Here is a 14360-nt window from a genome sequence, read left to right on the forward strand (position 1 = left end):
GTAAAGTAATAAACAATATTTGAATTTGTAATTTGCATTGTATAAAACAGTTAACTATATATTACAAAAATACCTTGTTATGTTATGTTAGAAGCATAATTAATAGAAACCGGAAAGCTTTAGGGGGGATTACTATTTCTAAACAAAGCTTATTTGATGCTGGTTTATTACTGAATTTATATATTAATACTGAAGAATTAACTGGTTTTTCTATCGGATATGAGTGTGGTGAGTTTAGAACAGAGGCTTTTGTAGATTTAATATTTGATTCATTGTTGGATTTTGCATTATCTGAAAGGGAGAAAAAAACAATTAGCCCTGTAAACGCTTCCAGGAAAATGAGAAAGGCGGCTCAAGTTGTGTATAGCACTGAGAAATACGCAGCAAGAGGTGAATTCGGAGAGGTAATTTTACATTTGCTACTGCGTGAATTTTTTAATACAATTCCAGCAATATCGAAATTTTACTATAAAGATGGAGCAAATGAAACTGTTAAGGGCTTTGACGCTGTTCATATAGTTCCTGCTAATGATGGTCTTGAATTATGGCTTGGGGAAGTCAAGTTCTACAATGAAATTAATAGAGCTATTAGAGACGTAGTTAAAGAAATACATGCCCATACAGGTAAAGACTATCTCAGAAGTGAGTTTCTTTTTATTGTGAACAAAATTGATGAAACTACTCCCTATGCACAACAATTAAAAGATTTAATCCATGAACGAGCTTCATTGGATGATATCTTTAAAAGGATTAGGATTCCTGTTTTACTCACATACGATAGTCTTACAATCAAATCTCATAAGGAAGTTTGTGATGAGTATACTCAAGCTTTAACTGATGAAATGAATAAGCATCATGATTCATTTCGGGGGAAAGAACTTCCTAATATAAACATTCCGCTAATACTACTGCCCCTCGAGGACAAAGCAAAATTAGTTGAAGCTCTAGATAATAAGCTAAGGGTGTGGCAAAATCTATGACATTTCAAAATGTAGAACACTTAATTAGTAAAGAGAGTCTAGACTTGGATGAAATGTTTTATATTTTTAAGTGGGCAAATCAGAATGTTGGTGTAGAAAATTCGAAAGTTCGTGATGTTATCTTAAGGATTATGGATAAAAAGAATTCAATTCCAGAGGAAACATACCCAATAATCGAAAGCCTTCTAGAGAAGGTTGGTTTCTTTCCATATATAAATACTCACAACATTGAATCATCATTAAAATCACTTCTTCACTATGAATTCTATCGTTCTGAAAATATAACTGATATTGTCATGCACAGTCAGCAAGCAGCAATATATGATAAATTAGAGCGGGGAAAAAGTGTTGTTTTAAGTGCGCCTACTAGTTTTGGTAAGAGTCTTTTAATTGAGGAGATTGTAGCCTCTAAAAAGTATCAAAATATAGTTATATTATTACCTACCTTAGCACTAATTGACGAAACACGCTCGAAGATGTCTAAATATAGAGATTATTATAAACTCATATTTACTACAAGACAGGTTCCCGATTCACATAATCTATTCATCTTAACACCAGAGCGATTAATGGACTACGAAAATCTTCCTTCGATTGATTTTTTTGTAATAGATGAATTTTATAAAGTTAATGATGATGCAGGAAATAATGATAGGGCTAACGTTTTAAATTTAGCTTTTTATATGCTTTTGAAACAAACAAAACAGTTTTATCTATTAGGACCAAATATAACTTCAATTCCCTCACAATTTGAAGATGAATATAATTGTGAGTTTATTCAATCAAATTTCAATACAGTAACATCAAATCAGTATTTTATTGAGCGTATTAGTGGAGAGGAAAGTCTTCAACTACTATCCTTAGTTCAAAAGCTTAAGGAACCAACCTTGATTTACTGTAAATCCCCAGCTGAAGCAGAGAAAATTGTAAAATATGTAGTTAACAAATTAAAGGAATACAGTGAAGAAAGTAGTGTCCATGATGAAGTGATAGATTGGTTGGATAAAAATATACATCCGGACTGGTACTTGTCCAAAGCTCTAAAATACAAAGTTGGATTCCATCATGGTTCCATGCCTAGATTTTTGGGCAGATATATTGTTAATCAATTTAACGCAGGTAATATAGACTTACTATTTTGTACAAGTACCTTAATTGAAGGAATAAATACTACTGCTAAAAACGTAGTAATCTTCCATAACAAAAAGGGTAACAGTAATTTAGAGTATTTTGATTATAAAAATATTATTGGCAGAGCTGGTAGAATGAAAAAGCATTATGTAGGGGATATATACTCTTTCTATTCTCCGCCGACTGAACAAGATAAAGAAGTAGACTTTCCTTGGTATACCCAAAATGATGTAAGTGATGAAATTCTTATTCAATTAAGTGACAGTGATTTAAAAACCACCTCAATAAAACAAATAGAAGAGTATACTTCCCAAAAAGTGTTACCGTTGGATGTTATTCAACAGAATTCTAATATATCAGTTTCGGGTCAAATAAATCTAGCAAAAGAAATTGAAAGTAATGTTACCTACTATCAAAGCCACTTATCCTGGACAGGGATTCCAAAATATAAATCCCTTGAAGTCACCTGTTGCTTAATGTGGGACCATATTGTAAAACCTAGTCATTATATATTCACTGGAAGGCAATTAACGTTCTTTATAAACAAATATAAGCAAGTAAATTCTCATATTCCCACATTCATTGATACGTTGATGAAAAGGAATGCTATAGACGCTGATAAGGCAGTACAACAAATGTCTAGTATTGTGAAAAATTGGTTTGAATACAAGTTTCCAAAATATTTAATGGCCTTGGACAGAATACAAAAGAGTGTGTTTGAAAAACATGGTATTGTTCCCGGCGATTATAAGTATTTTTCAAGTAGCATAGAATCTGCTTTTTGTCATCCTTCTTTGGCGGCATTGCAAGAGTTTGGGTTGCCTATTTCTGTACTTAAGAAATTAGAAAAGATATTACCATCACTTGCGAAAGACCAAGAGGTTGATTTAGATACACTAATTAATGAAATAATAGAAGAGGATATTAGTTCAGTATTGGAACCGTTTGAAATTACATTAGTTAAAGAAACTTTACAGAAATAGATTTTATCCAAAATAAGAACCGGGTGATAACGATGAAGAGCAACTTTTCTTTTTTTAGAGGTGAATGGGATGTTCTCGCTAACTTAGGGGAGTCCGCTGAAAATAACGTTTATCATGACCCGCAGACAACGATTGTGAAGCTGCGCCTGTTTGGGGAGACGGTGGCGAAGATGATTTTGGCTGCCGAGGGAATTAAGGAAGCTCCCCGAACGACGCAGGTGGACCGGATTAATACCCTGCGCCGGGAACGGCTCATTGAAAGTGAACTTATCGATATGTTTGATACCCTTCGCCAAAAGGGGAACTTTGCCGTTCACCGTGCGGAATACGGAAGAACAGAGGAAGCACAGACGCTGCTTAAACTTACGTTCCGTTTGGCCGTCTGGTTTATGGAGGTGTACGGCCGCTGGGATTTCGAAGCACCTGAGTACCGGGAACCGGAACGCAGAACTTTGGTTGATGAGGATGCTCTTCAAAAAGAGCAGGAAACAGCGCGAAAAATTAAAGTTCTGGAAGAGGAACTGGAGAATGTGCGTCAAAGAGCTGAAAATGAGGATAGTGCAGTAAAACAGGAGCGGAAGTCTAAATCAAAACGTTTCCTGCGAAGACAGCACCTATCCGAAGCTGAAACGCGCAAAATAATTGATGAAAAACTGATTGCTTCCGGCTGGGAAGCAAACACGAACCAGCTGAACCACCAGACGAACGGAACCCTGCCTGAAAAGAACAAAAACATGGCGATTGCCGAATGGAAAGTCAAAGGCGGTCGTGTTGATTATGCTCTTTTTATAGGAAATAAACTGGTCGGTTTTATTGAAGCAAAGGCGGAACGGAAGAACATCCCCGGTGTGCTTGAAAGCCAGACCAAGACGTATGCAAAGAACGTAAGTCAGAACGAAGATGAAGTGATTCTTCGCCCGGACAGGGAATATCAGGTCCCGTTCCTCTATGCCACAAACGGCAAACCGTTTCTCAAGCAGCTTCAGGAGGAGTCCGGAATCTGGTTCTGGGATGCCCGGAAATCGACAGAACATGCTCGGGCTTTGGAAGGATGGCATTCTCCTGATGACTTAAAGCTTTTGTTGGAGCAGAACGACCAGGAAGCCGATAAACAGCTTGAGGAAGAAGACATCACGAAGTTTGGCCTGAGACATTATCAGCAGCAGGCGGTTTTGGAAGTCGAGAAAGCATTGAAGGAAGGCAAACGCCGGATGCTTGTGGCTATGGCGACAGGTACAGGGAAGACCCGAACCGCAATTGCCCTCATGTACCGGCTCATTAAGACAAAGAAATGCCGCCGTATTCTTTTCCTTGTGGACCGGAACTCTCTTGGTGAGCAAACCAGTGATGCTTTAAAGGATACAAAGATTGATAACATGTCGTTTACGAGTATTTACGATGTGAAGGCCCTAAAGGATATGACCCCGGACGTGGAGACGAAAGTGCAGATTGCCACGGTTCAGGGGATGGTGAAACGTCTATTTTATAACGATAGCGATAATCTTCCTAGCGTCGGTCAGTATGATTTTATTATTGTAGACGAGGCCCACCGCGGGTACACGAGTGACCGGGAGATGACCGAAGAAGAGCTTCTGTTCAGGGACCAGACCGACTACATCAGCCAGTACCGCAGAGTGATTGATTACTTTGACGCGGCCTGTCTCGCGTTAACGGCAACACCGGCGCAGCATACAACTGATATTTTCGGCATGCCTATCTACAAGTACTACTACAATGAAGCGGTACTCGACGGGTACTTGGTGGACCACGAGCCTCCATATCTGTTTAAGACAGAACTTTCTGAACACGGTATTACCTTTGAGAAAGATGAGGAAGTTGAAGTATTCGATGTAGATGAAGGAGAAATCCAGCTGGAACGGCTGGAGGATACGGTTAACTTTGAAGTCGAACAGTTCAACAAACGGGTGATAACAGAACCATTCAATAAAGTGGTGCTTGATAAACTTACGGACTACATCGACCCCTCCGGTCAGGAAAAATCACTTATCTTCGCCGCTACTGACCATCATGCCGACATGATTGTACGTCTCCTTAAGGCTGCATTCAAGGAGCGCGGAGATGAAGTGGAAGATAGTGCCATCATGAAAATCACCGGCTCGATTTATCAGCCGATGGATGCAATTAAACGATATAAAAACGAGCGTCTCCCGAATATCGCCGTGACCGTTGACCTGTTAAGCACAGGTATCGATGTTCCGAAAATCACTAACATCGTGTTCTTAAGACGTGTCCAGTCACGGATTCTGTATGACCAGATGTTGGGCCGTGCTACGCGCCTCTGTCCTGAAATAGGCAAGACTCACTTTAATATTTATGATGCGGTTGGCATTTACGACAAGCTCCAGAAAATTACCGAGATGAAGCCGGTTGTTAAACAGCAGAATATCTCTATTGGAGAGCTGTACGAAGGGCTAACCCACGCTGAATCCGAAGATGAAGTTGAATTTTTCCGCGAACAGCTCGTGGCTAAAATACAGCGGAAGAAGCAGCGACTAACGGAAGAAGGCATGCAGAAATTTGAGGAGTTGTCTGAAGGGAAAAGCCTCGATGACTGGGCAGAGGAAGTGCAGACCTACACACCGGAGCAGGCAAAAAACCATGAAATTCTATTTGAGTATGTAGAATCCTACCGCCGTACCGGTGAGAGGCGCTACATCTCGAACAAAGAGGATGAGGTTATCGGTGTGGAACGGGGTTACGGGGAAGGAAACAGCCGTCCTGAAGATTACCTCGAAGGGTTCGTTAGCTTCGTCAAAGAGAATATGAACGAAATCCCTGCGCTTCAGCTTGTCTGTACACGACCGAGGGATTTAACCCGTAAAGACCTACGGGAACTTGTTGCTATCCTGGAGACAAAAGGATTCAAGGAGTCCCATCTACAATCGGCCTGGAAGCAGACAAAGAATGAAGAAATCGCAGCAGACATCATAAGCTTTATCCGCCAGGCTGCTATCGGAGAAGCGCTTGTAGACCATGAAGCTCGGATAAAGAGTGCGATGCAAAAAGTTTACTCACTTCACGAATGGACACCAAGGCAGAAGAAGTGGCTCGAACGAATTGAGAAACAGCTACTCCGGTTCCCCGTCCTCGCTCCTACGGCGGAAGATGCTTTCTCGGAAGAACCGTTTAAAAGTAACGGCGGTTACCGTCAGCTAAAGAGGGAGTTTGGGGATGATATTGACTTGGTTGTAAAAACTATTAACTACAACTTATATGTAGGTTGATAGTTTTATGTAAGATAAATTACAAACTGAAAATAACAAGGAGGCAATTAAATATGGAAGCATATAGTAACCCGACAGTTGCCATTGCAAGAAGTAATGCTAATGGTGTTCAATTATTGGGGACTGGGTTCTTTATTGGAGCTAATCTTATTGCAACAACTAAACATGTTACAAATGGCGAGGACTCAGGTCTGAAAATCTTAATCTCATCATATAAGATTTTTGAGTATCAAGATACATCTAATAAAGAAGTCAAATTTGTTAATGCTAGAATTAAAGAAATTGACCCAATTAAAGACATTTGCGTTTTGGAAATTGAAGGAAACTTCACGAATCCCTATAGTTTATCAGGTACTGACTCCGTGGTGCCAGGCAATCCTGTGGCTGTTTTAGGGTTTCCTCATGCAGACCACGGAAGGTTTGTCTTGACACAACAAAATACCCAAGTGGGAGCTAAGATATTGCTTGAATCTCATTCTATAAAAACAAAGCATATTGTACTGAATACGCAAGCTCGTCCAGGTCAGTCTGGTGGGCCGGTTATAGATGGTAGTAAAGCGGTAATTGGGATGCTAATCGGTTCTTATGCCCCTAATGGAGGTGGCGGGATTTCATTAGGTGGAGTGGACCCTCATACTTTGCATCAAACAACTCACGTAATATCAGCAGAATACATCCAGGAGATGATTTAAAATGTCTGAAATTACGTATATAATAGAAGAGCAGGATAACTTATTGTCAGCTTTACCAAAGTATCAACAAGACACTATAAACACATTGTTAGAACAAGGAAAGACACCTGAGGAAGTTTCACAAATTTGGTTAGAGGCTAATGGTCCTTCAAACACATTTCCCTTTGGAGCCGATAATAAAAAGAACCCTTTTTTAGAGAATTTAAATAATGAAATTAATGACTTTATTTGTAGTGAAGATAAATACAAAAATGAGAAGAAACAACTAATTGAAAGGTGGAAATCTGGAGAAGTTGTTGTTGTAAGTTTTATCGCAGTAAGCATTGCTACCGTGTTGGGAACGGCACCGGCTCTGATTCTACCAATAATTGTTTTGTCTCTGCGTACTGCAGGCAAAATAGGTGTAAATGCTTGGTGTGAATCAAGAAAATAAGAAAATTGGTTTTAAAGTAAAAATTATTTGCTAAGGGCACTTAGATTAAATTCAGTCTAAGTGTTTTTTCTTTCGGGTTTGGATTTGGATGAATTTCAAGATAGTATTGCTATAGGAGTTATTGGTGCTAATGATTAATTTAGGGTTAATTTTAGGAGGAACTTACCAATGGGAAATCAAGATATTGTACAGAAACTCTGGAACTTATGTAACGTGCTTAGAGATGACGGTATTACATATCAGCAATATGTAACCGAGCTTACTTATATTCTATTTCTAAAGATGATGAAAGAACAGGATATCGAGAATGACATCATTCCGGAAGGTTACCGGTGGGATGACTTAATTGAAAAAGAAGGGCTCGAACTTAAACAGTTTTACCAGCGCCTCCTTCTTGACCTTGGAAACAGCGAAAACGCATGGCTCAACCAAATTTACAGCGACGCTTCCACGAGTATATCAGAACCAAAAAATCTTGAGAAAATCATTAAATCCATCAGCGAGCTGGATTGGTATAACGCGAAAGAAGAAGGTCTCGGTAACCTTTATGAGGGTTTATTGGAGAAGAACGCCGGTGAGAAGAAATCTGGAGCAGGTCAGTACTTTACGCCGCGGGTTCTTATCGATGTGATGGTCGAACTCATGGACCCGAAACCAGGTGAGCTATGCAATGACCCAGCTGCGGGAACGTTTGGTTTTATGATTGCGGCTGACCAATACCTTAAAGAGAAAACGGATAACTACTTTGATTTAGACCCGGAAGTGGCTAAGTTCCAAAAGGAAGAAGCTTTCACCGGGATGGAACTCGTCCAGGATACACACCGGCTGGCTCTTATGAACGCTCTACTTCATAATATGGAAGGCCGTCTTGACCATGGAGACTCTCTTTCAGGGAACGGGAAATGGATTAAGAATCAGGATGTCATCCTAACCAATCCCCCATTTGGTACAAAAAAAGGCGGGGAACGGGCCACTCGTGATGACCTTACATTTGTGACATCCAACAAACAGCTTAACTTCCTTCAGCTTATTTACAATGCACTAAAGGATGATGGGAACGCACGTGCAGCTGTTTTGCTTCCGGATAATGTTCTATTTGAAAGCGGCATTGGAGCGAAAATTCGAAATGACCTTATGGACAAGTGTAACCTGCATACAATTCTACGTTTACCAACCGGTATTTTCTATGCACAAGGGGTAAAAACCAACGTGCTTTTCTTTACCAAAGGCGAAAAAGATAAAGAAAACACCAAAGATGTATGGGTGTATGATTTGAGAACGAACATGGAATCGTTTGGTAAACGCAACGCACTGGTGAAGAAGCACTTTAAAGGTTTTATAGAGGCTTATAAAGCCGATGACCGTACAAAAGTTAACGACGAGCGATGGAATAAATTCTCCCGAAAAGAAATTGCTGAAAAGGGTGACAGCCTGGATATTGGACTTATTGCGGATGAATCTTTCTCTATTTATGAAAATCTTCCTGGACCGGTAGAGTCTGCGGAAGAGGCTATTGATAAACTTCAGCAGGCTATGGACCTGTTAAATGAGGTCGTTGATGAGCTTAAAGCTGCCGAGAGTAAAAAGGTGGATAAGAAATGAGTAGTAAAAAGAATTCTATCGAGGAACAATTAGAAGACGCATTAGTTCCTATTCAGGAGCAACCTTATAAGATTCCGGAAAATTGGGTGTGGGTTAAATCAGAATATATTGCTAAATGGGGTTCAGGAGGAACCCCATCTAGAAAAAAAGGTGAGTATTATCACGGAGACATACCTTGGCTAAAAACAGGTGAGTTGAGGGATAACGTAATTTATAATTCTAAAGAAATGATTACTGAAGAAGGATTGAGGAAATCGAGCGCAAAGCTTTTTAAAAAAGGTTCGGTTGCAATTGCTATGTATGGTGCCACTATAGGAAGACTTGGAATTCTAGGGATAGACGCTTCCACTAATCAAGCTTGTGCTGTCGGGACACCCCACTCAATGACATATAATAAGTTTATGTTTTATTATTTTCTTGCTAGAAGAAAATCACTTATAGAATTGGGGAAAGGTGGAGCACAGCCTAATATATCTCAAACAATAATAAAGTCATTTCCTTATCCCCTTCCTCCCTATAATGAACAAAAACGTATTGCTGACAAAGTGCAGCGGCTTTTAACTAAAGTTGATGAAGCAAAACAGCTTATTGAAGAAGCGAAGGAATCGTTTAAACTCCGTAAAGAAGGAATACTAAAAAAAGCATTTGAAGGTAAATTTACTAGAAAGTGGAGAAGTGAAAATGGAACAACAAACTTAGCTGAAAGAGAAGAGTTCTTTAGTCGAATTAAAGAGCAAAGGCTAGATGTAGTACAAACAAAAAGAGAATTAAATGAAGTAAGTGAAATGTATAATAGGTTCGATTTAAAAAAAGATGTAGATGAAAATGGATGGCTGTTAATGAAAGCTAATATGTTTTGTCACAATGTAAATTGTGGAAAGACCCCCTCTAAAGCAATTAGTGATAAAGAAGAGATTCCATTTTTAAAGGTGTATAATATTGTAAACAATAAAATTAACTTTAGTTATAAACAACAATTTATACCAAAGGATGTTCAAACAAGTAAGCTAAAGTCTTCCGCTCTATACCCTGGAGACGTTATTATGAATATTGTAGGTCCTCCCTTAAAAAAAATAGCAATAATTCCATCAGATTTTCCAGAGTGGAATATGAATCAAGCAATTGTTAGGTTCCGACCTATAAAACAAGTACTACCGAAATATGTATATTATTGTTTGCAATATGAAAGAACTTTAGAAAAGGTTATTAACAACACAAGAGGGGTAGTAGGTCAAACTAACATTTCTGTAAGGCAAAGTAGAAATTTAGTGATGCCAATCCCACCAATAGAAGAGCAAAATGAGCTAGTGAAAGTTTTAGATGAGACTTTAGATAAAGAATTATATATAAAAGAATTATTAGAGCAGGAAAAAACTTTAGATTTATTGAAACAAACCATTTTATCTAAAGCATTTTGTGGGAGGCTCGGTACCAGAGACCCTAACGAAGAAAGTGTTTTTGAATTAATAAAAAGAAATATCAATAGCTGAGGGCCTCCTCCAAAAGGCTTATTTTCAAGGTTTTGTATAATTTATCTTTTGGCAAACCCACCACACCCCATCATATTTTGTCTGCGACACAACGTCCACACATGTGGAGGCTGTTGCCAGAATTGAATTAGTTTAAGAGAATGAGCCTGTCCTTTGTTGGGTGAGGCTCTTCTCATAACATAAGGACTTGGTATTGAGACTTTAGTTAAAAACCCAAAAAAAAGGGATGCCTGTTATTTCATCCAGATAACGATGTCATTGAAATCAGGCATTCGGTCGTTTTTCTTTCCATAAAGGTCCACTCCAATGAATCAGTTTTAATTGATTTTGATTCTAACCAGGAGTGGTCCTTTTTATGCTTTTTTTCAATCAATTGAGCAATTCCCCCAGTTTGGGCTGGGTGGCAAGCTTCGAAAATGAGCTTCGGGCAATAAGTTAATGGTGTATAGGTTGAAGGTGGTGAGTAGATGGGTAGGCGAATCAATTATAATGAACGTGATGTCGAGTCGTTAGCCAGGCTTATGCTTGCGGAGGCGATTGGTGAAGGGGCTGTCGGAATGCAGATGGTTGGGACGGTTACAGCCAATCGGGTGGAGGCGGACTGTGGTCCTGACTTTGAGAATTTACGCACGATCAATCATGCGATTTATCAGGTTATTCCTGGCACCGACATTCCACATTTCGAGCCCGTCTTAAATGGATCTTTGTATACTCAGCGGCCTGACGATTCCGACCTCGAGAGGGCAAGAGATATTCTTGAAGGTTACAGGGAGCCGCGGTCGAGAATGAGCCTGTGGTTTTTTAACCCGAGTCCTGACAGATCATTCCGGGAGGAGTGCACTCCTACGATGCCAAGATCCCCGATGACGCAGTTCGAGTTTGCACATAAAAATCATTGTTTCTATGTCGGTGTCCCGGGCTATTGTCCGGAGTTTTACGGCTAAAATAAAGAATTGGAGAGGATTAACAGTGACCTTTGGGAACTCTGGTTATCCAATGAATCATTATGCGGGTTATTCCGCTAACAGACAGCAGGGGCAGAACGGACAGCAGCAGATGCCGCAGCCACAGCAGCAACAACAGCTGCAACAGCTGCAGCAGCAAAATGGCTTCCCGCCTTCAGGGCCGGCATTTGCTACCCCGGTGGTTCCAGCGGGAACCTGGCAGCAATTTCCGGGCGGTGTGAGGGAAGAATCCTTTATCGAGAACATCCTTCGGTACAACAAAGGTAAGGTCGGGACCTTCTATTTTACGTACCGGGGGAACACCAGCTGGAATGCGATGGTGTACACGGGGCGAGTGCAAACGGCAGGCCGAGACCATATCATCATCAGTGACCCGGCCACCGGTAAACGGTACCTGCTTCTGATGTCCAATCTTGACTGGGTGGAATTCGACGAACCACTCAACTACCCTGACTTTGGAATCAGTGAGGAAATTCAGGAATCGATGCTGCAAACGGATTGATGATAAGAACGCTGAAAACCCGCTAATCCATCTAGGGATTTTGCGGGTTTTTTGGTGTTCCACTCATCAGCAAAGCTTTTGGATGATCCGCTCCACTTAGTGGTATTTTGTCAGGTTGGATTTTAAGTTTTAAAATGAATAATTTAAAAAAGCAGACTGGAACGTTACCGGTTTTTAAAATCCGATGAAATGCCTTTCCCACCCCTGGTTTTAAGGGTGCTTATTCTCTCCATACCAGTAATGATTTGTTTTGCACGTTTTATTAATGTTTGTGTAGATTCAAGAGTCAGGGAGGCCTGGTGGGCATTTTCATCACTCCACACTTCATAAACATAAACAGCGTTTGGTTCGCTCTCAGAAATATTTACGAGATAGATCTCGCACTCATCGAGATTTTTCATTGATTCTGCCGCTTCCAGCAAAATTTCCACCATTGTGTCACGTTCGCCTTCCTGTATCATAAACTTTCCAAACAAACTGAATCTGCTCATATTGTCCTCCTTCATTTTGTCACCTGTTAATGATTTCTACATCCGAACTCGATTTTCTTTTTAATTCCATAAATAAAAACTAAAAAAAAGCATCTTCACGGATGATGCGAAGCGCGGATTCAGACCGCCAGCTGATTTACCATAAGTCCGCAGGTGCATTTGACGGATCAGCATACGATTATGATAGACTAGCCTTAAATCAAAATGTCGGGGGTAGAGAAATGAAAATATTCATCACACTGCTGATCGTTGCTTCACTTATTTCGCTCGCCGTTGGAGTGAAAAAGAAACATCGTAACATGACAATCATCTCCGGGGCAGCAAGCGTTGGCTTTCTTGTATTGTATATGGTTTTATTTCAGCTTTAACATAGACCTGGAAAACGTGTGAAGACATCATTGCCGTTTGTGTAATGGTGTTTTTTGATGTAGAAAAGATCCTGCAAATTGATAAGCGGTTGTAAGCTCCTTATCATGTAAAATAGAGGCATTGAACCATAAAAACTCAGGGAGTGCTCAAACATGAACAACGAAGTCATCTTACACGAAGCATTTAATAACGATACACTGTACAACACACTCAAATGGCGCTGCGAGCCGAAGCGGTGGTCAATTGACACTGCCGCTTCACAGCTTGTCATGTACACAGATCAGGAAACGGATTACTGGCAGCGGACGCACTACGGATTTCAAAACGATAACGGACATTTTCTTTACACGGAAACAGCAAAGAACTTCCGCATGACAACGCGTGTACACGCTGAGCCGCAGACAAAATACGATCAGGCCGGCCTGATGATTCGCTTTTCCGAGGATGTGTGGTTGAAAACGTCCATGGAGTACATACCGGGCGGGCGCAGTAAGCTGGGGGCTGTGGTGACAAACGGAGGCTACTCAGACTGGTCCACTCAGTTTGTCAATACCGAGGAGTGCCTCGAGCTGTTTTACCGGATATCCCGGATCGGACAGAACGTATATGTGGACTTCTCTTCGGACGGTTCGACCTGGAACCAGATCCGCATCGCCCATCTGGAGATTCCCGACGAGGAGTCAATTATGGCTGGCGTGTACGCGTGCAGCCCCCAGGGCGAAAACCAGGCAGTGCGCTTTGATTATTTAACTATTGAAGAGTTGTCAGGAGATCCGGAGGAAGTTTATCTGTAGGTGGAGTATTACCGTGGGGAAAAAGTCTTCGCATCTTTGTGAAGGCTTTTTTTCATACAATAAATTATTTATTCTGGTTATTTTGATATGATTTGCTTGTCTAGTACTAATGTACGAATGACATATGGATATTTATGTTAAAATAAACAGAAGAGATATACATACTGTGAAGGAATGTACTTAAACAAAAGGGGAGGTTTGTTGAATATGGAAATAGCTTTAAAAGACAATGAAATATTATTTATTCGACAATTTGAAGAAAAAGACTTTGGTAAAATCCAAGCTTTAAACAAAGAAGAAGGCTGGACTAATTTAGCCGAAAATCATTTAAATACCAAAGAAGCATGGGAAAATTCCAATGTATCCTATGTAGTGGAAACAGAGGAGCTAGGTATAGTTGGCTATGTAAGAGGATTAACTGATACTCGTGTTAGCCTATTTATTTGTGAATTGCTTATTGAGAAAAATTATAGAGGGTTAGGATTAGGGAAAAAAATTATTCACTATTTACATAATAAATATCCAACCACAAGGATTGAATTACTTGCTAATAGTTCATCCCGTTCATTTTATGAAGGGTTTGGTTTTCGTACTTTTTATGGATTTAGAAAAACAAGTCAAGAATAACCTTTTCTTCTTGTGCTAAGGGGTAACGATAGCTGAAGAAGCTGAGTTTGTTCCTG

Annotated in this window: 13 protein-coding genes; 12 read left to right on the forward strand and 1 reads right to left on the reverse strand. The window is 40.0% G+C overall.

The window, feature by feature from the left end; translation table 11 throughout:
* Window positions 1-32: 32 nt before the first annotated feature.
* The 9 genes from CR205_RS13075 to gerQ all read left to right on the forward strand — a co-directional run bounded on the left by CR205_RS13075 (window position 33) and on the right by gerQ (window position 12023).
* Entirely contained in the window at window positions 33-980 is a 948-nt protein-coding gene (locus CR205_RS13075; protein ID WP_236634827.1) for a HamA C-terminal domain-containing protein, read from the forward strand.
* Complete coding sequence (locus CR205_RS13080) at window positions 977-3094, forward strand: helicase-related protein (protein ID WP_110520521.1); 2118 nt, start codon at window positions 977-979, stop codon at window positions 3092-3094. Before CR205_RS13075 ends, CR205_RS13080 begins: the two co-directional genes overlap by 4 nt.
* Window positions 3095-3126: 32 nt before the next feature.
* Window positions 3127-6339 carry a type I restriction-modification system endonuclease gene (gene hsdR, locus CR205_RS13085; RefSeq protein ID WP_110520523.1) on the forward strand — a complete coding sequence of 1071 codons (3213 nt, stop codon included), beginning with the start codon at window positions 3127-3129 and terminating at the stop codon, window positions 6337-6339.
* A gap of 53 nt (window positions 6340-6392) precedes the next feature.
* Window positions 6393-7031 (forward strand): S1 family peptidase, encoded by a 639-nt coding sequence (locus CR205_RS13090; RefSeq protein WP_110520525.1) that lies wholly within the window; start codon window positions 6393-6395, stop codon window positions 7029-7031.
* Between the two features lies 1 nt (window position 7032).
* Complete coding sequence (locus CR205_RS13095; protein WP_110520527.1) at window positions 7033-7464, forward strand: hypothetical protein; 432 nt, start codon at window positions 7033-7035, stop codon at window positions 7462-7464.
* A gap of 168 nt (window positions 7465-7632) precedes the next feature.
* Window positions 7633-9066 carry a class I SAM-dependent DNA methyltransferase gene (locus CR205_RS13100; RefSeq protein WP_110520529.1) on the forward strand — a complete coding sequence of 478 codons (1434 nt, stop codon included), beginning with the start codon at window positions 7633-7635 and terminating at the stop codon, window positions 9064-9066.
* Window positions 9063-10556, forward strand: coding sequence for a restriction endonuclease subunit S (locus tag CR205_RS13105; RefSeq protein WP_110520531.1), 1494 nt, complete (start codon window positions 9063-9065; stop codon window positions 10554-10556). Before CR205_RS13100 ends, CR205_RS13105 begins: the two co-directional genes overlap by 4 nt.
* Window positions 10557-11023: 467 nt before the next feature.
* Window positions 11024-11500, forward strand: a complete 477-nt coding sequence (locus CR205_RS13110) for a cell wall hydrolase (protein ID WP_110520533.1) — start codon at window positions 11024-11026, stop codon at window positions 11498-11500.
* A gap of 112 nt (window positions 11501-11612) precedes the next feature.
* Window positions 11613-12023, forward strand: coding sequence for a spore coat protein GerQ (gene gerQ, locus CR205_RS13115; protein WP_407923578.1), 411 nt, complete (start codon window positions 11613-11615; stop codon window positions 12021-12023).
* A gap of 164 nt (window positions 12024-12187) precedes the next feature.
* Here the strand turns inward: gerQ and CR205_RS13120 are convergent, their stop codons facing one another.
* Window positions 12188-12514 carry a putative quinol monooxygenase gene (locus CR205_RS13120; RefSeq protein WP_110520535.1) on the reverse strand — a complete coding sequence of 109 codons (327 nt, stop codon included), beginning with the start codon at window positions 12512-12514 and terminating at the stop codon, window positions 12188-12190.
* Window positions 12515-12735: 221 nt separating this feature from the next.
* Here CR205_RS13120 and CR205_RS20295 point away from each other — a divergent pair, with 221 nt between their 5' ends.
* From CR205_RS20295 to CR205_RS13130, 3 genes are all read left to right on the forward strand, one after another.
* On the forward strand, window positions 12736-12882 hold the full coding sequence (locus tag CR205_RS20295; RefSeq protein ID WP_161524777.1) for a hypothetical protein: 147 nt from the start codon (window positions 12736-12738) through the stop codon (window positions 12880-12882).
* A 153-nt stretch (window positions 12883-13035) separates the two neighbouring features.
* Window positions 13036-13677 carry a DUF1349 domain-containing protein gene (locus CR205_RS13125; RefSeq protein ID WP_110520538.1) on the forward strand — a complete coding sequence of 214 codons (642 nt, stop codon included), beginning with the start codon at window positions 13036-13038 and terminating at the stop codon, window positions 13675-13677.
* A 207-nt stretch (window positions 13678-13884) separates the two neighbouring features.
* Complete coding sequence (locus CR205_RS13130) at window positions 13885-14304, forward strand: GNAT family N-acetyltransferase (protein WP_110520540.1); 420 nt, start codon at window positions 13885-13887, stop codon at window positions 14302-14304.
* The last annotated feature ends 56 nt before the right edge of the window (window positions 14305-14360 follow it).

Origin of the sequence: Alteribacter lacisalsi (assembly GCF_003226345.1) — a bacterium.
In the GTDB taxonomy this organism is placed as follows: domain Bacteria; phylum Bacillota; class Bacilli; order Bacillales; family Salisediminibacteriaceae; genus Alteribacter; species Alteribacter lacisalsi.

Excerpts from the sequence above, each read along its gene's own strand:
- CR205_RS13110 (WP_110520533.1), top strand. The coding sequence starts at position 11,024 with ATGGGTAGGCGAATCAATTATAATGAACGTGATGTCGAGTCGTTAGCC.
- hsdR (WP_110520523.1), top strand. The coding sequence starts at position 3,127 with ATGAAGAGCAACTTTTCTTTTTTTAGAGGTGAATGGGATGTTCTCGCT.
- CR205_RS13125 (WP_110520538.1), top strand. The coding sequence starts at position 13,036 with ATGAACAACGAAGTCATCTTACACGAAGCATTTAATAACGATACACTG.
- CR205_RS13090 (WP_110520525.1), top strand. The coding sequence starts at position 6,393 with ATGGAAGCATATAGTAACCCGACAGTTGCCATTGCAAGAAGTAATGCT.
- CR205_RS13105 (WP_110520531.1), top strand. The coding sequence starts at position 9,063 with ATGAGTAGTAAAAAGAATTCTATCGAGGAACAATTAGAAGACGCATTA.
- CR205_RS20295 (WP_161524777.1), top strand. The coding sequence starts at position 12,736 with ATGAAAATATTCATCACACTGCTGATCGTTGCTTCACTTATTTCGCTC.
- CR205_RS13100 (WP_110520529.1), top strand. The coding sequence starts at position 7,633 with ATGGGAAATCAAGATATTGTACAGAAACTCTGGAACTTATGTAACGTG.
- CR205_RS13120 (WP_110520535.1), bottom strand. The coding sequence starts at position 12,514 with ATGAGCAGATTCAGTTTGTTTGGAAAGTTTATGATACAGGAAGGCGAA.
- CR205_RS13095 (WP_110520527.1), top strand. The coding sequence starts at position 7,033 with ATGTCTGAAATTACGTATATAATAGAAGAGCAGGATAACTTATTGTCA.
- CR205_RS13080 (WP_110520521.1), top strand. The coding sequence starts at position 977 with ATGACATTTCAAAATGTAGAACACTTAATTAGTAAAGAGAGTCTAGAC.
- gerQ (WP_407923578.1), top strand. The coding sequence starts at position 11,613 with ATGCCGCAGCCACAGCAGCAACAACAGCTGCAACAGCTGCAGCAGCAA.
- CR205_RS13130 (WP_110520540.1), top strand. The coding sequence starts at position 13,885 with ATGGAAATAGCTTTAAAAGACAATGAAATATTATTTATTCGACAATTT.